We start from the raw sequence: 21053 nt of genomic DNA on the forward strand, positions 1-21053 counted from the left end.
GCGCGGCCGTTCTTCCGCGAGGTCGTCCTGGGGAAGGACGTCACGGGGGAGGGCGAACAGTGACCACGGGTTCGGTCGCCGGGAGTGCGGCGAGCAGGCGCAGCTTCTCGTCGCTCTCGCTGTCCTGGTCGGGGTAGTAGACGACGAGGATGACGTCGTCGATGGGGAGTTTGTCGCGGTGGAGCCGTAGTTCACCGACGACGGGGTGGTGGACGGTGGTGGTGCCTCCGTCGAGGCCGCGGACGTCGTGGCGGGCCCACAGGGTGCGGAACCGCTGGCTGGACAGGGCGAGTTCGCCGACGAGTTCGACGAACCGGGGGTTGTCGGTGTCGTCCCCGATGGTGGTGCGCAGAGCTGCGACGAAGCCGGCGGCGGCTTCTGCCCAGTCCTGGTGGAAGGCATGTTCCTCGGGGTCGAGGAGGAGGGAACGGAGCCGGTTCTGGCCGGGCCGCAGGCGCGGAGAGAGCGCGAGGGCCATGGGGTTGGAGGCCAGGACGTCGAAGGCGCGGCCTTCGACGAACGCGGGGATCCGGAGCTGGGCGAGGAGCTGGTGCACCCGTGCCGGTACGTGCTCGGGCCGCTTGCGGCGCGGCGCTCTGGGGCGCGCTCCCGCGAGGCCGAGCAGATACGTCCGCTCGACGTCGTCCAGCCGCAGGACGCGCGCGAGTGACGCGAGCACCTGGGGCGAGGGGTTCTTGTCGCGGCCACGCTCCAGGCGCAGGTAGTAATCGGCGCTGATTCCGGCGAGCAGGGCGACTTCCTCACGGCGCAGGCCGGGTACGCGGCGGTTGCCGCCGGGCGGGAGCCCTGCCTGCGCCGGGGAGACCAGCTCACGCCGGGCGCGGAGGTAGTCGCCGAGCCGGTTGCCGGATTCCGGATCCTTCATACCGACCACCGTAAGGCGGTGCGCGTGTCCCAGAGGGGGCCCTGGCAGGACCAGGGAAGACGGGGGCTCTGCCGCACCCGGCGGATTCCGTCAAGACTTGTGGCATCACTGCTTGAGAAGACAGAGAGCATCGCCGACGCCGTACGGCGTGCGTGGCGCCGCCGGCCTGACCGCCGCGGGCGCTTCCGCACCGCGGTGCTCCGAACCGCGGTGCTCCGAACCGAAGGGAAGACCTCATGGATCTCTCCGACCGTGCCGTTCTCGTCGTCGGCGGAACCTCGGGCATCGGCCGGGAACTGGCCCGGCGGTTCGCCGCGGCGGGCAGCACCGTGGCTGTCGGCGGTCGCGGCGCCGAGGCGCTCTCCGCACTCTCCGACGAGGGCTTCGGCACCTTCGCCGTGGACGTCACCGACGGTGCCTCCGTCGCACGCGCCCGTGACGCCGTACTCGCCGCGTACCCCGAGCTGGACACCGTGGTGACCATGTCGGGCGTCATGCTCCTGGAGGACCTGCGCGACCCGGCGCACTTCGAGGCGGCGCGTACGACGATCGACACCAACCTGGTCGGCACCATCCGCGTCATCGACGCCTTCACCCCGCACCTGCTCGAACGTGGCGCCGGCACCTTCGTCACCGTCACCTCCGGCATCGCCTTCCTGCCGTTCGCGCCCATGCCCACCTACGCCGCTTCAAAGGCCGGTGTGCACGCCTACTCCGAGGCACTGCGCGCGCAACTCGACGGCACCGGTGTCAGCGTCGTCGAGCTGGTCCCGCCGGCCGTCGCCGTGGCAGGACAGGAGAAGGCGAACCCGCGCGCGCTGCCAGTCGACGTTTTCGCCACCGAGGTCATGGGGCTGCTCGCGAGGAACCCCACCCCTGACGAGATCCTGGTCGAGGGCGTCCTCATGCACCGCTGGGCCGAGCGCGACGGCACCTACGACGACCTCGTCGCACAGCGCTCCCAGGCGCTGGACATGCTCCTCCCGGGCCGCAAGGGCTGACACTCCCTCATCCCGCAGGGAGTCGGCACGCTGTGTGATCGGCGCGTGCCCCTCCGCATAACAGGTGACACACCGTCAGAAACGCGCAGGCCCCGGATGACCGGTCAACTCGCCCGCTTGCGCGTTCTTGTGTCCCGGTGTGTCCGATGCGAAGTTGTTAACGATCATCGGGAACAGCTTGGAATAACGCCCTGGTCTCTATTAACGTTCGATAACGCAGCGCGGTTGTCCCAGCCGTCGCCAGAGATGGCACCGTGCGCACGCGCCGAATCCCGCAAGGGAACCGGGGAACCACCAATTGGGGTGAATCGGGAGCTTTCGCTGCCTTGCGCGGGCAGCGTGAACACCCGTAGGAGACCTTCCTGCTCCGAACCCGTCAGCTAACCCGGTAGGCGAGAAGGAAGGAAAGGAGCGCGCCCCAGTGGCGTCCAACAAGCCTGCCCTCGATGGGCCCGTAGCAACCGTCGCACCCGAGAACCACTCCTTCGGCCATGGCCGAGGTGAAGGCGGCGAGGCGGAGAGGGCCTGGGGGGAGTGGAATCCCACCGAGGAGACCGTCCGCCCCGTCCGCGGCAGGCACCGCGTCGCCAAGCAGCGCGGGCTCGCCCGCAGCTCCACGGTCCTCGGCGTGGGTGTCATCGCCGCCGTCGGCGCCGGAGGCATCGCCACGGCCCAGGACAAGCCCGCCGTCTCCATATCCCTGCCCGATGTCATCGCGGACAATCTTCCGGACGCCAAGTCCCTTCCGGGGATGGGCTCTTCCTCCACCGCCGAGAAGGACACCGCGTCGCAGGTCCTGGCGCAGGCCCCCCTCACCTCCGCCGGCCTGACGGTCGCGGACACCGAACAGGGCGCCACCGACGCCGGCGAGGCGCTCCGCGCCCGCATCCTCCAGCAGGCCGAGCAGCAGCAGGCCGAGGCCGACGCCACCCAGAAGGCCGCCACTGAGGCCGCCGCCGTGGTGGAGGCCGCCTCGCAGGCCAAGAAGCAGCAGACCGCGGCCGAGAAGGAGATCGCGGAGGCGAAGGCGAAGGCCGAGAAGGAGGCCAAGGCGAAGGCCGAGGCGGAACGCCTCGCCAAGCTGGCCGCCAGCTACGCCCTCCCCACCTCCTCGTACACGATCACCTCCACCTTCGGCCAGGCCGGTTCGCTCTGGTCCTCCGGCCAGCACACCGGCCTGGACTTCGCGGCCCCCACGGGCACGCCGGTCAAGGCCGTGCACAGCGGCACGGTCAAGTCGGCGGGCTGGTCGGGCTCGTACGGCTACCGCACCGTCCTGGAGCTGGATGACGGTACGGAGATCTGGTACGCCCACCAGTCCTCGATGACCGTCACGGCGGGCCAGAAGGTCTCCACCGGCGAGGTCATCGGCCGGGTCGGCGCCACGGGCAACGTGACCGGCCCCCACCTGCACCTTGAGGTCCACACGGCCGGTGGCGCGGGCATCGACCCGATGTCCTGGCTGAACGGCAAGGGCATCAACCCCTGACGGCTCCAGCCTCTGTTCCTGTTCCTGCCCCTGCTTCTGGTCCTGCTTCTGGTCCTGTTTCCGTCGCGGGGCGCAGCATGGCCGTACGGAGTTCGGCCACGCGGGCGCGGACGTGCTCGGGTGGCACAACTCCCGGCGGGGCGAACGGTTTTGTGTCTGCCGGGACGCCCCGGCAGACACGGCACAGGCCGTCCGGCAGCTGTCGGGGTTCGGCGGGGACGCCGCAGTCGGTGCACTCCATGATCCGGCGCGGGCGCGGCCGTTCCGCCGGGGCCGGTGGGAGCTTGGCGAGGAGCCGCGCCCGTACGAACCCGTAGGGCGCGGCCACCACGGGCGGTAATCCGGCGGTGAGCGCCTGGACGAGTTGGGCCTGCCCGGCGCCCCGTTCGAACCAGAGCCCGGCGTGCTCCTCCAGCGCCCGGCATTCCGGTTCGGAGAGGGTGAGCCGGGGGTCGATCCGGCCGAGCCGGGCGAGGACGTCGTACGCGGCGGTACGGGCCAGGAGGGAAGGCGGTTCCGGTTCTTCGGGCTCTTCCGGTTCTTCGGGCCGCACGGGGTCGGTGCGGTCGGCGGCGGGGTCGGTGAGAGCGTCGGCGGGGGTGTCGGCGGGGCTGTCCGAGCCCGAAGTGAACGCCTCCCACCAGGAGTTGTCGCGGGCCGCCCGCGACCAGAACGTACGCCAGACCCACCGCTGCTGCCCGTTCGCGCCGATGACCGCTTCGCGGTGCCGCCGCAGATGTCCGGCGCGGGACAGGTCGTTGAGCGCGGTCCGCAGGGCGCACTGGCCGTAGTCGGCGAGCTGCTTGGCGAGTGTCTTGACGGAGATGTCGGCGCCCTCGGGCAGCCGGTCGATGTACCCGGCGATGGCCGCTTCCCGCCTGGGCAGCTGTGCGAAGTCGTCAGCCCTGCGGGGGGATTGGGCGGGCGCGAGCCGTTTTCCGTAACCCGGACGGGCGTGGGGATGGTCGGTCGGGAGCGGGGCAGGGCTAAGCTGCGTGGACGCCATGGGGATCGCCTCTTTCGATCTTGATTGGTGAGGCCCCTGCCTGGTGTTCTGAGCACCTGCGGGGGCCGCATTACGTTTCGTTGCGGCGCACGCTACAGGCTCGGGCAGCGTGTGGCGAACCGGTCACCGAAAGTCATATTGGCTGGCCGGAGGGCGTGGCCGAGGCCCCGCAGTGGCGCTGGCGGGGGTGCTCGCGGGGGTGCCCGTGGGGGTGCTCGTGGGGGTGCTCGTGAGGAGGGTGGGAGGGTGGGTTGAACCTCACCACCCAATCCGTCAAAAAGCGGCTCGGGTCCCGAATCCCGAAGCTCACGGGACGATCATGCGCCCGGTATAGGGTGATATGTGTGCGCGAGGGGCGGCGCCTCCGGGCGGCGTCGAGCCTCGGGAATGAGGCGATCCTTTTCCGCGCTATAAGTAGGTATGACTCAATTGCGTACGCTCGGAACGTCCGCCCTCAAGGTCTACCCCCTCAACCTCGGCGGCAACGTCTTCGGCTGGACCGCCGACGAGACGGAGTCGTTCGCCGTACTCGACGGGTACACCGCCGTCGGCGGGAACTTCATCGACACCGCGGACACGTACACCTCCTGGATCCCGGGGCACGTGGGCGGTGAGTCCGAGACCGTCCTCGGGAAGTGGCTCGCCGCGCGCGGCAACCGTTCGGACGTCGTCCTCGCCACGAAGGTCGGCTCGCACCCCCGGTTCAAGGGGCTGTCGGCGGCCAACATCAAGGCCGCCGCCGAGGCGTCGCTGACCCGGCTGGGTACGGACTACATCGACCTCTACTACACGCACTTCGACGACGAGACCGTGCCCGTCGAGGAGATCATCACCGCTCTCGACCAGCTGGTACGGGAGGGCAAGGTGCGCGCCATCGCCGCCTCCAACATCAGCCCGGAGCGGCTGAACGCCTCGCTCGCCTTCTCGGAGCGCGCGGGGCTGGCCCGCTATGTGGCGCTCCAGCCGCACTACAACCTGGTCTCCCGCGACACCTACGAGGGCGCGCTCCAGGACACCGTGGCCGCACACGGGCTCTCCGCCGTCCCGTACTTCGGGCTCGCCTCAGGCTTCCTCACCGGTAAGTACCGGCCGGGCACGACCGTCGACAGCGCGCGGGCGGGCAACGCGGCGAAGTACCTGGAGAGCGACCGGGGCGTGCAGGTCCTCGCCGCCCTCGACCGCGTCGCCGAGGCGCACGGCGCCGAACTCGCGACCGTCGCCCTGGCCTGGCTCGCGGCCCAGCCGACCGTCGTCGCGCCGATCGCCTCCGCCCGCTCGACCGAGCAGCTCCCCGCGCTGCTCGCGGCGGCCGAGCTGAAGCTGACGGCCGAGGAACTGGCCGAACTGACGACCGCGTCCCAGTAAGTCGGTACGTCCCAGCAGCCGGTACGTCCGAGCAGCCGGTACAGGGCGGCAGTCGGTACGGGCCGGTAGTCGGTACGGGGCGGTAGTCGGTACCGGGGCACTCGTCGGTACGGGAGTACGGGGCAGCGAAGGAGGCCGGTCAGTTCAGTACTGGCGGTACGGGTTGTAGCCGTCGTAGTCGATGTACGGCGGCGGCGCCCACACCCGGCCGGTGGCCCGCGCCGCGTAGGTCAGCGCGGGCCCGGCTATCTCCCTGCGCTGCCACAGATGGTGCAGCAGCTCCCGTTCCCGCTCGGCGAAGTCCGCCCCCACCGCGCCGCGCTGGGCCCGGTGGCGCAGAAACGCCAGCGACGTCGCGAACGCCTCGTACTCCCCGACCGAACCGGCCGCCCTCGGCCCGAAGGTACGGCCCGCGAAGTCGCGCGCCATCCGGCGCGCCCGCATCGAGGACAGCGCGAGGGGCGCCGCCGGGTTGATCCACCCGGCCACCGCGTACGCGGGCAGCTCCCCGGCTATCGTGCGCAGCTCGCGCTGCCGGCTCCAGATCGCCAGCCAGGTCAGCAGGGCGAAGGCGGGCACCATGAACGCCGCGTACACCGCGTAGAAGCCGAGCGGGCCGAAGAGGTCCGCCGAGCCGTTCCACAGCGCGTGCATCCCCATCGCGAGCGCCAGACCGAGCAGCGGGAACGCGACCCGGCGGACCTTCCGGCGCCGGTCGGCCGTCGCCGCCAGCCCGAAGCCGATGCCCGTGAGCACGGTGAACAGCGGATGCGCGAAGGGCGACATCACGATCCGTACGAAGAAGGTCGCCGCGGTGACGGACCGGAGGCCCGAGTCACCGGTGTGCTGGTCCTCGCCGAAGGCGCTGCCGAGATAGAGGATGTTCTCGGTGAACGCGAAACCGGTGGCGCTGAAGCCCGCGATCACGACGCCGTCGACCAGCCCGGTGAAGGACCGTCTGCGGAAGAGGAAGATCAGCAGCACCGCCGCCGCCTTGGCGCTCTCCTCGACGACCGGGGCGATCACCGTGGCGCCCAGGGACTCGGCGCCCGCCGGATCCGCGGTGGCGGTGGCTATCCACTCCGTCGCGAAGGAGTTCGCGATGATCGCGACGAGGGCGGCGGCGAACGCGCCCCAGGAGAAGGCGAACAGCAGATTCCGCCAGGGCCCCGGCTCCACCCGGTCCAGCCAGCGGAAGGCCGACACGAGCAGCGGTACGGGCAGGACGGCCAGGCCGAGGCCGACCAGGAACCCCCGCGTCCCGGTCTCGTCGCGGACCAGCGCGAGGATCATCAGGGCGCACAGGGCGAGCACCACGATCACGGCCCCTGTCCGCACCGCCCGGCGCCGCCAGAACGCGCCGCGCGGCCGGTAGCGCCTGCGGGCGGGCTCCGGCACGGCGCTCCACAGCTCGCCGAGACGCTCCTGCTGCTCGTAGACAGGGATCGCCGGACGCTGGTCGAGGCGCTGCGGGGACGGGGACGGGGACGGTTCGGACACCCATTGACCCTAACGAGGGGCACTGACAACGGGCGACGGAGTATGGACAAGACGGAGTATGGACAAGACGGAGCGGGGATAAAGGGGGACCCGGCGACGGGCGCTACCCGCCGCGCGCTACCCGCCCGCGCGGCGGAACAGCAGGTCGTGCACCACATGCCCCTTGTCCAGCCCCTGGCCCTCGAACCGGGTCAGCGGCCGGAACGCGGGCCGGGGCGCGTAACCGCCCGCGCTCTCGGTGTTCTCGTAGTCGGGGTGCGCCGTCAGCTCCGTCAGCATCTGCTCGGCGTACGGCTCCCAGTCGGTCGCGCAGTGCAGTACGGCGCCGGGCTTGAGCGGGCCCGCCGCCAGCGTGAGGAACTCCTCCTGGATCAGCCGCCGCTTGTGGTGCCGCTTCTTGGGCCACGGGTCGGGGAAGTAGACGCGCAGTCCGGCGAGCGAGGCGGCCGGCAGCATCTCCCTGATCAGGATGATCGCGTCGCCGTTGGCGACCCGGACGTTGGAGAGCCCGTTCTGCTCCGCCAGACGCAGCAGATTGCCCTGCCCGGGGGTGTGCACGTCGACGGCGAGGATGCCGGTGCCGGGGTCGGCGGCGGCCATCAGCGCCGTGGCCTCGCCCATGCCGAAGCCGATCTCCAGGACGACCGGCAGACCGCCGAACATCTCGTCCAGGTCGAGGACGCGCTGCCCGTCGATGTCCGTGCCCCACTTGCCCCACGTCCGGCGCAACGCCTCGGCCTGGCCGGTGGTCACCCGGCTCCTGCGCGGCTGGAAGCTGCGGATGCGCCGCTCGAAGTGGGAGCCGGCGGGGTCGGCCGCCGGGCCCGTCCCGTCGGGGAACATCCGGCTCATGGGGTGGGCGCCGTCCGCACCGGTCACGTCGCTGATCTCGGGGATCTCGGGCGCCTCGGCCATGTCGTTCATCCGTCTCGGTCTGCTGAGTTTGCTGGGTCTGCTGGGTTTGCCGGGTCCGCTGTGGCGGTTCGGTCCGCCGGGTCGCGCGCCGGTCGCGCCGTTGCGCGCCCGGCCGCGATGCCCCAATTCTACGGAGCGCCCCGAGTGCCCCCGGCCGCCCTGCCACCGGCAGGGCCCCGCGCCGGACCCGGTCCCGAACCCCGGTCCCGAACCTCGGCCCCGGATTCGCCCCGTTCACCCCTCCGCCAGCGCCGCCAGCGCCCGTTCCGCCACCGCCCGCCCGATCGGCAGCGAGGCCGTCGCCGCCGGGGACGGCGCGTTCAGCACATGGACCGTGCGGGGCGCGCGCCGGATCACGAAGTCGTCCGCCAGTGTGCCGTCGCGCAGCACCGCCTGGGCGCGTACCCCGGCGGCCGCCGGTCGCAGGTCCGCGTCCGTGACCGCCGGGAGCAGCCGGCGCACGGCCGTCGCGAAGGCGCGCTTCGACAGCGAGCGGCGCAGCTCGCCCGCGCCGTACCGCCAGTGCTCGCGCGCGGTACGCCAGGTGCCGGGCCAGCTCAGCGTGGCCGCCAGCTCCGCCGGGCGTACGGCCGACCACGAGTAGCCCTCGCGGGCGAGGGCCGGGACGGCGTTGGGCCCGACGTGGACGGTGCCGTCGACGGACCGGGTCAGATGCACGCCCAGGAACGGGAACGCCGGGTCGGGCACCGGATAGACCAGCCCCCGTACCAGCTCCGGCCTGGCCAGTTCGTAGTACTCGCCCCTGAAGGGGACGATCCGGGCCCCCGGGTCGTCGCCCGCCAGCCGCGCGACCCGGTCGGAGTGGAGCCCCGCGCAGTTCACCAGGGCGCGCGCCCTGACGATCTCCCCGGCCGCCGTGCGGACCGCGACGCCCCAGGCGCGGCGGTCGACGGCCGTGACCCGCGCGCCATAGCGCACGGACGTGCCCGACTCCCGCGCCGCTCCGGCGAGCCGCTCAGCGACCGCCGTGAAGTCGCACACCCCGGTCGTGGCGACCTGGATCGCCGCCAGGCCGCGCACCTGCGGCTCGTACTCCATGATCTGCGCCGGGCCCAGCTCGCGCACCGGAATGCCGTTCTCCCGGCCGCGCTGGACCAGGGCGTGCAGCCGGGGCAGCTCGTCGCGCCGGGTCGCGACGATCAGCTTGCCGGTGACCTTGTGCGCGATGCCGTGGCGCTCGCAGAAGGCGACCAGCTCCGCCGAGCCGCGCACCGCGTAGCGCGCCTTGAGCGAGCCGGGGCGGTAGTAGACGCCGCTGTGGATCACCCCGCTGTTGTGGCCCGTCTGGTGGCGGGCCGGGCCCCGCTCCTTCTCCAGCACGACGACGCGGGTGCCGGGGGCGGCGCGCGTGATCGCGTACGCCGTCGACAGCCCGACGATCCCGCCGCCGATCACCAGCACGTCGCAGTCGAACCCGGCGCGCCGGAACCCCGGGCGCCGCGACACCGCGCCGTCGATCTCCGCGCGTCCGACCTCCGCGCGTTCGCTCATCGCGCGTCACCTCCCACCCCGATAGTGCACTGGCCCGCGGGCGACCTGCTTAAACCACGGGCCGGCACCGGGCCGGCACCGCACGGCACGCCGGCTCACTACCGGGTGGGCATACCGGCGGGTACGACCGGAGGCATATGCCGTACCTGCCGATATGCCCGTTCCGCAGGGTGGTCAGCCCGGCGCCACCAGCAGCGGCCTGGCCCGCTCGCGCAGCTCGACGACCCGGGGCTCGTCGCCGTACGGCTCCAGACGGTGCAGGAGATCACGTACGTACTCGGTGGTACGCGCCGAGGAGATCCGGCCCGCCACTTCCACGGCGCGTGTGCCGGCCGCACATGCCGCGTCGAGGTTGCCCGACTCCAGCTCGGCGACCGCGCTGACCACGAGCCGTAAGCCGTGCGAGCGTACGAACTCCTCCGTCGGCCGGGAGAGCGCCGTCTCCGTGAACCGGCGTACCTGACGTGGTGCCTTCAGGTCCCGGTAGCACTCGGCGGCGTCGGCGGCGAACCGGTCGTACGAGTAGAAGCCCAGCCAGGACGGGTCGGAGTCCCCCTCCCGGGAGCGCTCCAGCCAGCCCTCCGCCGCCTTGAGCGAGGCCCCCGCCGCCGCCGCGTCGCCCGCCTTGGCGTGCGCGCGCGCCTCCACGAGCCGGAAGAAGCTCATGGTGCGGGCGGTGGCCAGACCCCGGTTGCGCTCCAGGGCCGCCTGGGCGAGATCGACGCCCTCGTCGGCGAAGCCGCGGTAGGTCGCCTGGAGCGACATGGAGGCCAGCACATAGCCGCCCAGCGGTACGTCGGCCGCCGCGCGGGCGAGGCGCAGCGCCTGGATGTAGTAGCGCTGCGCGGCCTCCTGCTGCCCCGTGTCGAAGGCCATCCAGCCGGCCAGCCGGGTCAGTTCGGCGGTGGCACCGAAGAGCCCCCGGCCCACCTCGTCGCTGTACGCGCCGAGCAGCAGCGGAGCCGCGTCGACCCGCAGACACTCCGGGACCATCGACGAACGCCAGTCCCCGCCCCCGTACTTGGAGTCCCAGCGCCGGGCGTCAGACGCCGCCTCCCGCAGCTTGGCGACGTCGCTGTGGCCGACCCGCAGGACCTCGCCCGCGGCCTCGGCCCCTTTCGCCTCGGCGTTCTTGCCGTCCGCCTTGGCGTCCCCGGGCTTCGCGTCCGCGCCGCCGTGCCCGTTCGGCGCGGCCTGCCCGTTGTGCTGCCCCTGCCCGCCGTTCGCCGCGCCGTGCGCTCCCCGCGCCGCCTCCGCCACCGACGCGTCACGCGCGACGGAGGAGTCGGCGGGTGTTATCAGCCACCGGGAAGCTGGCGTCGCGTAAGCGCTCACTGAGAAGGATCCGGCCAGCGACTGCCAGATGCCACCGCTGCCCGCCCGGCGCCCCGCGAGATCCAGCCGGTACAACTCCGTGGCGGTACGCACCGCCTCCCCCACGTCACGCGGGAACGCGAGCCCGACCTCGGGGGCCGGATCCGCGTCCGCGAGACCTATCTCGTGGAGTGGGACGGGGCGTCCCAGTTTGGCCCCTATGGCGGCGGCGATGAGATGGGGCGCCGCACCCTGCGGAACCATCCCCTTCGACACCCATCTCGCCACGGAGGTCTTGTCGTAGCGAAGCGTCAGGCCGCGCTGGGCCCCGAGGTCGTTGACCCGCCGGGCGAGGCCGGCGTTGCTGATTCCCGCGAGGGCGAGAACGGTTCCGAGCTTTTCGTTCGGCCCTCGTTGCTCTCTGGACATGCGCCACCCCTCGACACAGACGGCCGCCGCGTCGCGGCATAGGCGCGCGGCATTCGTAAACCCAGCGTAGTTCGCCACATCCGGGCCGTTAAGGGGCGGACTTCCGGATGGCGGGATTGTTGTCCGTACGCGGATCGCGGCACGGGCGTCCGGACGGGCCCCCGTGCTCCCGGTGTGTGGCCGTGCGCCCGGCCGTGCGCTCTTGGCCGGGAAGGAGCGTCCGGGCTTCCATGAGACCTGCGTGGGTCGGCCCACTGCGTACTGGAACCAGTGGGCTGGGGGATCCCGCCGCCCCAATCCCCGCGGGCGGTGGATCAGTCCGGGAGGCGGGATCCGCCTCCCGGACTGAACATATGACGGTGTTCAAGCGCCGTACTGAGCACGGAGATTGGCTGAATGCTGCCTATGCGCCGAGGGCCGCATCTTCGCCAAATGGCGAATGCCAGGGGCGCATTCGCATTCCCGCCCCCGCTTCCGTAGGCCCTCCTGTGCGCCGTTGTCGTGGCAGCATGTTCCTGAACGGGTGCGACCGGAGCCGGTCCGGCCCGTCCCCCGGTCTCGAATCCTGCGGGCCGGGCAAGGACTTGTCCACAGGCTGTGGAGGCGGCGATGCGCTGGTTGGTGGGATGGAGCAGTATCGCCGCGCGCTTCGGCACGGCAGGGGCCGTCGGCCCGGTCGGTGACTCCGAGAGCGGCAGCGTGCATCCCGTCGGCTCCCAACTCCTGTGGGGCGACCCCGATCCGCTGTGGGCCGTGGGCGACTGGCGGCCCGACGAGGTCAGGATCGTCACCGTCGACCCCTTCACCCGGCTCGCCGTGCTGGGCTGCTGCGGGGCCACGGACGAGGAGCTGCGCGTCGGACTGTTCGCCGCGCGCGGCGGGGCGCTGCGCCATCTCACCGCCTGGCCGGGCAGTTACACCGCCGTCGCGCAGATCGGCCGCCGGATCACCGTCTCCGGGGACCTGGCCGGGGCGCGGCCCGTCTTCTACACCCCCTGGGCGAACGGTACGGCGTACGCCACCGCCGCCCTGCCCCTCGCCGACCTCATCGAGGCCCAGCTCGACATCGGGCATCTCGCCGCCCTCCTCGCCTGCCCGGAGACCCCGGAGGCGCTGCGCGACTCCACCCCGTACGACGGCGTCAAGCGCATCCCGCCGGGGCACGCGCTGGTCCTGCGCGAGGGCTCGCGCGAGATCACCGGATACGAGCCGGTCGCCTCGCTCGCCGTCGCCGGGCCCGAGAAGGACGCCGACCGGGCCGTCGAGGGCGTACGGGACGCGCTCGTCGAAGCCGTACGCGCCAGGCTGCTCGCGCCGCGCCACGCGCCCGAGACCCTGCCGCCCGACCCGGGCCCCGTGCCCGGCATGGGCCCCGCCGAGCGGCGCGCCGCCCGCGGGGGCCCGGTGCCCGGCATCGGCGCCGACCTGTCGGGCGGCAGCGCGTCCGGCACGCTCGCGCTGCTCGCCGCCGGGCTGCCGGGGGCGCCGGGCACGGTCCTGGGGCACGGCACCGGCGCGGGGGAGCGGCTGCTCGCCGTCACCTTCAACGACCTGTCCAGCGCCAGCCGCGACGAAGCCGAACTCGAACGGGCCAGGGCCATCGCCGCCAACCCCCGGCTGCACCACGTCGTCGTCGCGGCCGGCGAGGAGGCCCTGCCGTACGCGGAGCTGGACGGACCGCTCACCGACGAGCCCGGCCCCTCCCTGGTCACCGCCGAGCGGCACCGCCGCCGGCTCGCCGCGGGCAGCGCCGACCACTTCACCGGGGCGGGCGCCCGCGAGGTGCTCGACGCGCATCCGGCGCGCATGGCCGACCTGCTGCTGGACCGGCGCAGACGCCACCTCCTGCATCCGGTCAGCGCGCTCGCCAAGGCCGAAGGCCCCTCGCCCGCCTCGCTGTTCCTGCCGTTCACCGTGTACCGCGCGGCCCGCAGGCTGGCCCGTACCCCGTACCGCACCGGGCTCGAAGAGGCCGCCGCCCGCCTCCCCGAGGCCAACAGATCCCGCACCCCGGTCTCCGACGGCCCGTTGAACGCGTCGCTGGCCGCCCTCGCCTGGTCCAGGCCCGGCCCGGCGGCGCGCTGGCTCACCGGGGAGGCGCTGGCTGAAGTATCGGTTCGCCTGATGAGCGCGGCGACCCGCCCCACCTCCGTCCAGCGCCCCGGCGAGTCCCGCGCCCGCGCCGCCCTCGCCCGGCTCGCCGCCGATCACCGCGTCTTCGAACAGGCCGCCGAGATCCGCAGCCAGCGGCTGCACGCCCCCTTCCTCGACAACCAGGTGGTACGCGCCTGCCGCGAACTCCCGGAGGCCCTGCGCGTCCAGCCCGGCGCCCGCGCGGAGATCCTCCGTACGGTCCTCGCCGCCACCGGCATCCACGACCTGCCCCCCGGCTGGGGCGCCACCTCCCGGGCCGGGTCCGCCGCCGCCACCCGCGCCGGTCTGCGCACGGCCGTCGGCGAGCTGATCACCCTCTTCGACGCCCCGCTCCTCGCCGACGCCGGCCTCGTCGAGGCGCGCGTCGTCCGCAAGGCCCTGCGCGCGGCGGCCGAGGGCGAACCGGTCCCCCTCGACGGCCTCGCCGACCTCGTCTCCACCGAACTGTGGCTGCGCCGCCTGCTCTCCCGCCGGGGCACCTGCTGGACGGGCACGGCGGCGCCGAGACAGCGCGCGGTGGCGGGAGTGGTCCCGCGCCCGACGCTGCGTTCGTAGCCGCTGCGGGAGCCGTGTCCGGGGAGCCGTGTCCGGGAGCCGTGTCCGGTCGCCGGAGCGGCGACCGGACGGGCGGCACTTCCATGGCGCGCGCTTCAGTCCTCCATCAGCTCCTCATCCGTGACGGTCCGGGTCGAGCCGTCCTTGAGGGTGAGCGTGATGGCGTCGCTGATCAGGCCGTCCGGGCTGCCCTTCGGCCACCAGGCGGTCCACCGGCCGTCCTGGAGCGTGGCGTGGACGGTCTTTCCGTTGTCGCGCACGGTGACGTCCTTGACATCGGCGCCCACCGATCCGAGCGCGTAGTTGAACTCGGCGTCGTCACTGCCGCGCGCGCCCAGCGTGTCCAGGGTGATCGTGTCGGCCGCGGTGTGCTCGGCCACCGGATCGATGGCCATCGCGATACCGCTGTCGTCCGAGGCGGCCAGGCAGTACCACGCGTCGCCGCCCCGGTTGACGACCATGGAGGCGACCGTGCCGCGCACATCGGCGTTGCTGACCCGGATGGAGTCCTCGGTCCGGGGGCTGTCGTCCAGCGCGTTCAGGCACCACTTCTCGGCGTCGGAGCCCCGGCCCGCCGAGGTGTCCAGGGTGTTCGGGGAGCCGGTCCAGCTGGCGAGCTCGGACGACGACAGCGGGCCGTCGGCGGAGCCGCGCAGGCCGCCCGTCACCGCGACGACGGCCATGGCGGCGGCCACGCCGCCGACCAGCGTGAACGCCGTGCGCCGTACGAGCGGGCGGCGCACGGTCGCGACCGGGCCGGCCGGCCCGGTGTCGCTCACCACGGCGCGCAGCAGGGATTCCTCGCGGTCGATCTCGGCGGCGGTCTGTTCGGTGCGGGGAGCGGCGTCCAGCTTGGCCAGGCGGGCGAAAAGGTCGTTGGTCATGATGTCTCCAGTCAGCGGGTCGCGGAGAGGGCGGTCGGAACCGGGGCCTTGGCGGTGAGGCGCGCGGCCAGCCTGCGCTTGGCCCGGGTGAGCCGCATGGCATAGGCGGCGCGGGTGCAGCCGAGGACCTTCGCGGCGTCGCGGGCGGACAGTTCCTCCCAGACGTGCAGGGCGAGAACCTCCTGGTCCGCGGGGGCGAGCCCCTGCCAGGCCGCGCCGAGATCCAGCCGGTCGTCCGACCGGGCCGACATGTCGGGCGTGAGGTGCGCGGTGTCGGGCTCGGACGACTGCTGGATGTGCACGACAAGCGCGGACCTGCGGCGCATACCGCGCTGCGCGTTCTGCATCGCGTTGCGCGCCGTGCCGAACAGCCAGGGGCGCGGCTCGTCGGGCAGTTCGCTCCGGCGCCGCCACGCGGCGAGGAACGTCTCTCCGACGATGTCGTCGACGTTCATCGGATGCGCCCGGCGGCGCACGAACCTCAGCACGTCCTCGTAATGGGCCCGGTACACCTCGGTGAACTGGGCTTCGGTGTGGATGGGCATGTCTTCCTTTCCTTGCCTCTGCGCCCTACGTGTCCACCACCGCCGGAAGTGCAACAGGGGTCGCCGGAAGTGCCGCGAGGTTCGCCGGAAAGGCCACAGGGTCCGGTCGCGCGGCGGCGCGGGACCGGCCGGAATCGCGCCCACGCGCCCACGCGTCCGGGCGCCGGGCGGCCGGTGACCTGCGGCTGACGCCTGGTCGGCCCTGCGGCCCGCCCTGCGGCCCGGCCCTCACGGCGCGGTGGTGCCCGGCCCCACCCGACTCAGCCGCAACTGATGCGGGACTGCGCCCAGTCCGCGAGCGCGGCGACGTCGAACGCCGTGTTCGGCTCGACGACCAGACGGATGCTGCGCTGGCCCGAGATGCCGACCTGAACGGGGACGGCCGCGTCGCCGCCGTTGAGGACCGGGGAGCGCCAGAGGCGTCCGGTGTCGCCGTACACGGAGAAGCGCACGGAGCCGCGTCCCAGGGTCAGGTCGTCGACGCCGACGAGGGCGGCGTAGGTGGAGCAGCTCCGGTTCAGGTCGATGGTGACCGAGGCCGCGCCGTGCGTGGTCACGCCGTGGCCGTGGCGGGTACCGCCGATGGAGACGTCGGAGCGCTGCCAGAGCCAACTGCTCCGCCCGAGCCGCACCTCGGGCTTCGAGCCGTCCCCGGTGAGGCTGTACGACAGCTGGTTCACCTGGTAGACGGCCGGAGCGGGCGGCGGGGGCTTCGGGGTGGGCTTCGGCGTCGGCTCGGCGGGCGGGGGAGTCGGCTTGGGCGCGGCGGGCGTCGGCTCGGGCTTGGGCTTGGGCTTGGGCTTTACGGGGGTGGGGCCGGCGGGCCGGGGCGTCGGCTTGGGGGTGGGCTTCGCCGGAGGGGCGGGCACGGGTTTCTTCGAGGGCGGGGCCGGGGTGGGCGCGGGCGGGGTCGGCTTCGGTGCGGGCGGCTCCGGGGACGGGGGCGGCGGCTGGGGTACGAGGGGCTGCGCCACCGGCGGTTTCGCCTCCGGCTTCGGGGCGGGCTGGTGGTCGCTGCCGGACAGCGCCCACGCCACACCGGCCGCCGCGATGATGAGGGCCCCGATGCCTACCTTCGCCGGGGTGCCCAGCCCCTCGGAGGCGGCGCCCCCGGCGGCTCCGCCACTCGCTCCACCGGAAGCCGCCGCACCCCCGGTCGCTGCACTGCCGGAAGCCGCTGCACTGCCGGAAGCCGCTGCACTGCCGGAAGCCGCTGCACTGCCGGAAGCCGCTGCACTGCCGGAAGCCGCGGCACCGCCTGACGTCGCGGCCCCGCCGGTCGCGGCGGCCGCCGCTCCGGCACCCGCCGCGCCCACCGCGCCGCCCGCCACGATGCCCGCCGCCTTGAGCGAGTAGCCCGCGGCGAACCAACCGATCACCGCGACCGGCAGCAGCGCCGGAATCCCGGAGTTGACGTGCGCCAGCTCACCGGCGGCGAGACGGCACTTCGCGCACTCCTCCAAGTGCTTGCGCAGCCCGCGCTCGGCGCGCATGCGCAGCCCTCCGCGCGCGTACGCCCCGAGCCGGTCGGCGTACCGGGAGCAGTCGCCCGCCGAGGTGAGCGAGGCGTTCACGTGGGCCTGGAGGTACGCCTGCTTGAGCCCTTCGCGCGCCCGACTGGCCAGCACCGCGGTGGCGTTGGCGGACAGCCCGAACAGCGGCGCGATCTGGCTCGGCGACTCCTCCTCCACCGTCGTGTGCCAGAGCACCGCCTGCCAGCGCTCCGGCAGGCTGCGGAACGCCTGCATGGCCATGGTCCGCTCGGCCTCGTGCATCGCCCGGACATCCGCGCCCAGATCCAGGGTCTCCGCGTCCGACACCTCCGAGGATCCGGCGGACTGCGCCGCGAACACCGCGAAGTCCTCGACCAGTTGCTCGCGCCTGGCGGACTTCGTCCAGCTCGCCGCCACGCGCCGTACGGTCGTCAGCAGATACGCCCGCACCGCCTGCCGGGGCCCGGCCCCGCCGCGTACGGCCTGCAACGTACGGGCGAACACCTCGGCGGTCAGGTCGTCGGCGGTGTCCGCGTCACGGCAGCAGGTACGGGCATAGCGCCGCACCGGCCCCGAGTGCCTGCGGAACAGCTCCGCGTACGCGCTGTCGTCGCCGTCCCGCATCCGCTGGATCAGATCGGCGTCCGCCGGCGGCGCCTGGGGGGCGGCCGACTCGTCACCCGCCCGCCGGACGGTGGACAGTTCAAGGGTCGGCGGGTCGGCCGGTGGCACCTCGGGCGGTGGCACATCGGCCCGCCCACGCTGCGGCGGCACACCGCTCTCCGCCTCGCCCTGACCGGCCCCGGCACCGCCCGGCCGCCCGGACCCGCCCGGCCCGCTCTGCCCGGGAACACCGGCGTGGGCAGCCGCAGGCCCGGGGACCTCCTTGGGACCGCCCTGGCTCGGCACCTGCTCGGACGGCGGCATCCCGCCGGACCCGGCGCCACTACCACCGGTGCCGCCGCCACCGAGTGGCTCGTCCCGTCCGTCACCGCTCATCGCGGAAGCCCCCGTACGCACCGCTCCGACCCAAACACCGGGCCAGAGTGCCACAGCACACCGGGAGACCCCGAGTGTTCGAGTCCGCCAACCACTCGTCCGGGGCGCTTTCCTGGATCGGGCCTTTAACCTTCACTCTTTCGGGGAAGGATCAACGGCGTTATTCGTCAGTCCTGTTCGAGAAGCGGAGCCGAACCGGCCGACGAGAACCGGCCGTACCCGGATGGCATGTACACCGACCGTCGGTGCAGCGACCGCCCGTACACCGACCGCCCGTACACCGACCGGCCCCGATCCCCACCACCGTCTCTCAGGCCGGGCGCGGCCGCAGCCCCTCAAGGAGGATGTCCAGCAGCCGCGCCGAGGCCGCCGCCTGCTGCGCCGCGTCCGGCAGCGAGGGCGCGGCCGTGGCGATCACCAACAGGACGTCCGCCACGGTCACATCACCGCGCAGCTCACCCGCTCCCCGCGCCCGGTCCACCAACTGCCCGACGACATCGAGCAACTCGACCGCTCCCGGCGCGTCCAGCCCTTCCGCCGAGGCGGAGATCCGCGGTCCGACCACCCGTAAATCGGGCTGGCCCGCCTGCCGTTGGTGCGGCACCCGCGTCTCGTCCGGCACCGCGCGCGGCAGCGTCACCTCGTCCCCGTCCACGCTCACCCGCAGCACCTGCGGAGGCAGCAGCCGCCCCGCGCCGGACGCCACCGAGGTGCGCAGAAAGCGGGAGAGCGCCGACCACGGCTCGTCCTCCTGGCCCAGCGCCGTACGCGCCTGGTCGGTCAGCCGGGACGTCTCCTCCGCGGCTATTCGCCTGACCAGCACGTCCTTGCTGGGGAAGCGCCGGTAGACCGTGCCGACCCCGACCCGGGCGCGCCGCGCCACGTCCTCCATCGGAGCCCCGTACCCCAGCTCCCCGAACACCTCGCGCGCCGCCCGCAGTACGTGCTCCAGATTGCGCTGCGCGTCCACCCGCAGCGGAGCCGAACGCCCCGCCGGACCCACCGCGCCCGCGACCCCGGCACCGGCGCCCACCGTGCCCGTACCCGTACTTGAACTACTCGTCCGTCCCTCGCCACCCACTCGTCCCTCGCCGCCTCCGACGACAGCGGTCTGCCAACGAGCATCCTGAATATGCATAAGCGTTCCCCCGGTAATGATGTCTCCCCCCGGAGACTCCCCGCCCTGACAGCCGGGGCGTGCGGTCCAGTCACATGCCCGACACCCCGTCGAGATACGAACATAGTTGAGCCCGGGGCAATTCAGAAGGGGGTGGTTCCGCACGGAGCGCCCCCCGATCGGAGCAAGGACCGGAAGATGCCTGATTCACCCTTCTCCCGGCCCCCCTCGCGCCACCCCTGACCTGCGCTCCTGCCCCGATACCCGTGCTGCGCACGGGCCGTGGCCCCCGACGGCCTCCGGTCACACAATGTGTCGCGCCTGTGGACAAACACCGGGGCCGGATGCGTTATGGGAAGGTGAAGGCTGAGATCTCTCGGGGGAGGACCCCCGCACCCGCGCCCGGAGCGCGCATTCTGGTGATCGGCGGCGGCTACGTCGGGATGTATACCGCGCTGCGCCTCCAGCGGCAGCTGAAGAGCGGCGAAGCCGAGGTCACGGTGGTGACACCCGACCCTTATATGACCTATCAGCCCTTCCTGCCCGAAGCGGCCGCCGGGAACATCTCGCCGCGCCATGTCGTGGTGCCGCTCCGCCGCCTGCTGCCCGGCTGCCGCATCGTCATCGGCGAGGCCACCGCCATCCGGCACGCCGAGCGCACCGCCACGCTCAAGACCCTCGGCTCGGAGGCGGAGGGCACCGGCACCGTCGACCTCACCTACGACGAACTCGTCCTCGCGCCCGGCTCCGTCGCCCGCACTCTCCCGATCCCCGGGCTGGCCGAACACGCCGTCGGCTTCAAGACCGTCGAAGAGGCCATCGGCCTGCGCAACCACGTCATCGAGCAGATGGACATCGCCTCCTCCACCCGCGACCCCGCCATCCGCGACGCCGCTCTCACCTTCGTCTTCGTCGGCGGCGGCTACGCGGGCGTCGAAGCGCTCGCGGAGCTGGAGGACATGGCCCGCTACGCCTCCCGCTACTACCACAACATCAAGGCCGAGGACATGAAGTGGATCCTCGTCGAGGCCACCGGCCGGATACTCCCCGAAGTCGGCGACGAGATGGGCAAGTACGCCGTACGCGAGCTGCGCGCCCGCAATATCGACGTACGGCTCGACACCCGCCTGGACTCCTGCGAGGACCGGGTGGCCGTGCTCAGCGACGGCGCCCGCTTCCCCGCCCGTACGGTCGTGTGGACGGCCGGCGTCCGGCCGCATCCCGTTCTCGCCGCCGGAGATCTGCCGCTCGACGGGCGCGGCCGGCTCCGCTGTACGGCCGCCCTCTCCGTCGAGGGCACCGAGCACGCCTGGGCGGCCGGCGACGCCGCCGCCGTACCTGATCTGACGTCCGACGAGACCGGCAAGGAGTGCGCGCCCAACGCCCAGCACGCCGTGCGGCAGGCCAAAGTTCTCGCCGGGAACATCGTCGCTTCCCTGCGCGGCGAACCCCTTCGGGACTACCGTCACGCGTACGCCGGTTCGGTGGCTTCCCTCGGCCTCCACAAAGGGGTCGCGCATGTCTACGGCCGCAAGGTCAAGGGCTACCCGGCCTGGCTCATGCACCGCGTCTACCACCTCAGCCGCGTCCCCACCTTCAACAGGAAGGCCCGCGTACTCGCGGAATGGACGCTTTCCGGGCTCTTCAAAAGAGAGATCGTCTCCCTCGGCTCCCTGGAACACCCGCGCGCCGAATTCGAACTGGCCGCAGGACGCGAGCCCCGGCAGGACATGTGAGGTCAGCCGTCCGAGCGACGACCGGAGGCAGCGATCCGAACGCGGCGAGAGGCGACTGTCAGTGCGGTCGGCCACACTGGACGTGTGACCATAGGTGGGCTCACATCTGCACAGAGTGATCCACCCAGGCTCGGCGCGCTCAACCGGCGGCGA

Annotated in this window: 15 protein-coding genes and 1 riboswitch; of the genes, 5 read left to right on the forward strand and 10 right to left on the reverse strand. The window is 72.8% G+C overall.

The window, feature by feature from the left end:
* Positions 1-40 precede the first annotated feature (40 nt).
* On the reverse strand, positions 41-886 hold the full coding sequence (locus OG627_RS18660; protein WP_329066543.1) for a helix-turn-helix transcriptional regulator: 846 nt from the start codon (positions 884-886) through the stop codon (positions 41-43).
* Positions 887-1122: 236 nt separating this feature from the next.
* Here OG627_RS18660 and OG627_RS18665 point away from each other — a divergent pair, with 236 nt between their 5' ends.
* Together OG627_RS18665 and OG627_RS18670 are read left to right on the forward strand one after the other, a co-directional pair.
* Positions 1123-1887, forward strand: a complete 765-nt coding sequence (locus OG627_RS18665; RefSeq protein WP_329066545.1) for an SDR family oxidoreductase — start codon at positions 1123-1125, stop codon at positions 1885-1887.
* Between the two features lie 253 nt (positions 1888-2140).
* Positions 2141-2297: riboswitch (cyclic di-AMP (ydaO/yuaA leader) on the forward strand.
* Between the two features lie 11 nt (positions 2298-2308).
* Positions 2309-3376: a M23 family metallopeptidase gene (locus tag OG627_RS18670; protein WP_329066547.1), complete on the forward strand. Its 1068-nt coding sequence runs from the start codon at positions 2309-2311 to the stop codon at positions 3374-3376.
* Here OG627_RS18670 and OG627_RS18675 read toward each other — a convergent pair.
* Positions 3366-4382 carry a hypothetical protein gene (locus OG627_RS18675; protein ID WP_329066549.1) on the reverse strand — a complete coding sequence of 339 codons (1017 nt, stop codon included), beginning with the start codon at positions 4380-4382 and terminating at the stop codon, positions 3366-3368. The genes OG627_RS18670 and OG627_RS18675 overlap by 11 nt on opposite strands.
* A 420-nt stretch (positions 4383-4802) precedes the next feature.
* Here OG627_RS18675 and OG627_RS18680 point away from each other — a divergent pair, with 420 nt between their 5' ends.
* Positions 4803-5747: an aldo/keto reductase gene (locus tag OG627_RS18680; RefSeq protein WP_329066552.1), complete on the forward strand. Its 945-nt coding sequence runs from the start codon at positions 4803-4805 to the stop codon at positions 5745-5747.
* A gap of 144 nt (positions 5748-5891) precedes the next feature.
* On the opposite strand, the gene OG627_RS18685 is transcribed toward OG627_RS18680, so the two are convergent.
* From OG627_RS18685 to OG627_RS18700, 4 genes are all read right to left on the reverse strand, one after another.
* Positions 5892-7247, reverse strand: a complete 1356-nt coding sequence (locus OG627_RS18685) for a PrsW family intramembrane metalloprotease (RefSeq protein ID WP_443073502.1) — start codon at positions 7245-7247, stop codon at positions 5892-5894.
* A gap of 117 nt (positions 7248-7364) precedes the next feature.
* Positions 7365-8099 carry a tRNA (guanosine(46)-N7)-methyltransferase TrmB gene (gene trmB, locus OG627_RS18690; RefSeq protein WP_329072771.1) on the reverse strand — a complete coding sequence of 245 codons (735 nt, stop codon included), beginning with the start codon at positions 8097-8099 and terminating at the stop codon, positions 7365-7367.
* 297 nt (positions 8100-8396) lie between these two features.
* Complete coding sequence (lhgO, locus tag OG627_RS18695) at positions 8397-9674, reverse strand: L-2-hydroxyglutarate oxidase (RefSeq protein ID WP_329066553.1); 1278 nt, start codon at positions 9672-9674, stop codon at positions 8397-8399.
* A 174-nt stretch (positions 9675-9848) separates the two neighbouring features.
* On the reverse strand, positions 9849-11417 hold the full coding sequence (locus tag OG627_RS18700) for a sporulation protein (RefSeq protein ID WP_329066555.1): 1569 nt from the start codon (positions 11415-11417) through the stop codon (positions 9849-9851).
* Positions 11418-12026: 609 nt separating this feature from the next.
* Between OG627_RS18700 and OG627_RS18705 the strand changes: the two genes are divergently transcribed.
* Positions 12027-14126 carry an asparagine synthase-related protein gene (locus OG627_RS18705; protein ID WP_329066557.1) on the forward strand — a complete coding sequence of 700 codons (2100 nt, stop codon included), beginning with the start codon at positions 12027-12029 and terminating at the stop codon, positions 14124-14126.
* A gap of 95 nt (positions 14127-14221) precedes the next feature.
* Here the strand turns inward: OG627_RS18705 and OG627_RS18710 are convergent, their stop codons facing one another.
* The 4 genes from OG627_RS18710 to OG627_RS18725 all read right to left on the reverse strand — a co-directional run bounded on the left by OG627_RS18710 (position 14222) and on the right by OG627_RS18725 (position 19185).
* Positions 14222-15010, reverse strand: coding sequence for a hypothetical protein (locus OG627_RS18710; RefSeq protein WP_329066559.1), 789 nt, complete (start codon positions 15008-15010; stop codon positions 14222-14224).
* Positions 15011-15021: 11 nt separating this feature from the next.
* Entirely contained in the window at positions 15022-15555 is a 534-nt protein-coding gene (locus tag OG627_RS18715; RefSeq protein ID WP_329066561.1) for an RNA polymerase sigma factor, read from the reverse strand.
* Positions 15556-15815: 260 nt separating this feature from the next.
* Positions 15816-18047, reverse strand: a complete 2232-nt coding sequence (locus OG627_RS18720; protein WP_329066563.1) for a sigma-70 family RNA polymerase sigma factor — start codon at positions 18045-18047, stop codon at positions 15816-15818.
* Positions 18048-18357: 310 nt separating this feature from the next.
* The gene (locus tag OG627_RS18725; protein ID WP_329066565.1) at positions 18358-19185 is read right to left on the reverse strand and encodes a TetR/AcrR family transcriptional regulator; all 828 of its coding nucleotides are present in this window, start codon (positions 19183-19185) and stop codon (positions 18358-18360) included.
* Between the two features lie 323 nt (positions 19186-19508).
* Here OG627_RS18725 and OG627_RS18730 point away from each other — a divergent pair, with 323 nt between their 5' ends.
* Positions 19509-20900, forward strand: a complete 1392-nt coding sequence (locus tag OG627_RS18730) for an NAD(P)/FAD-dependent oxidoreductase (RefSeq protein WP_329066567.1) — start codon at positions 19509-19511, stop codon at positions 20898-20900.
* Positions 20901-21053 lie beyond the last annotated feature (153 nt).

Origin of the sequence: Streptomyces sp. NBC_01429 (genome assembly GCF_036231945.1) — a bacterium.
In the GTDB taxonomy this organism is placed as follows: domain Bacteria; phylum Actinomycetota; class Actinomycetes; order Streptomycetales; family Streptomycetaceae; genus Streptomyces.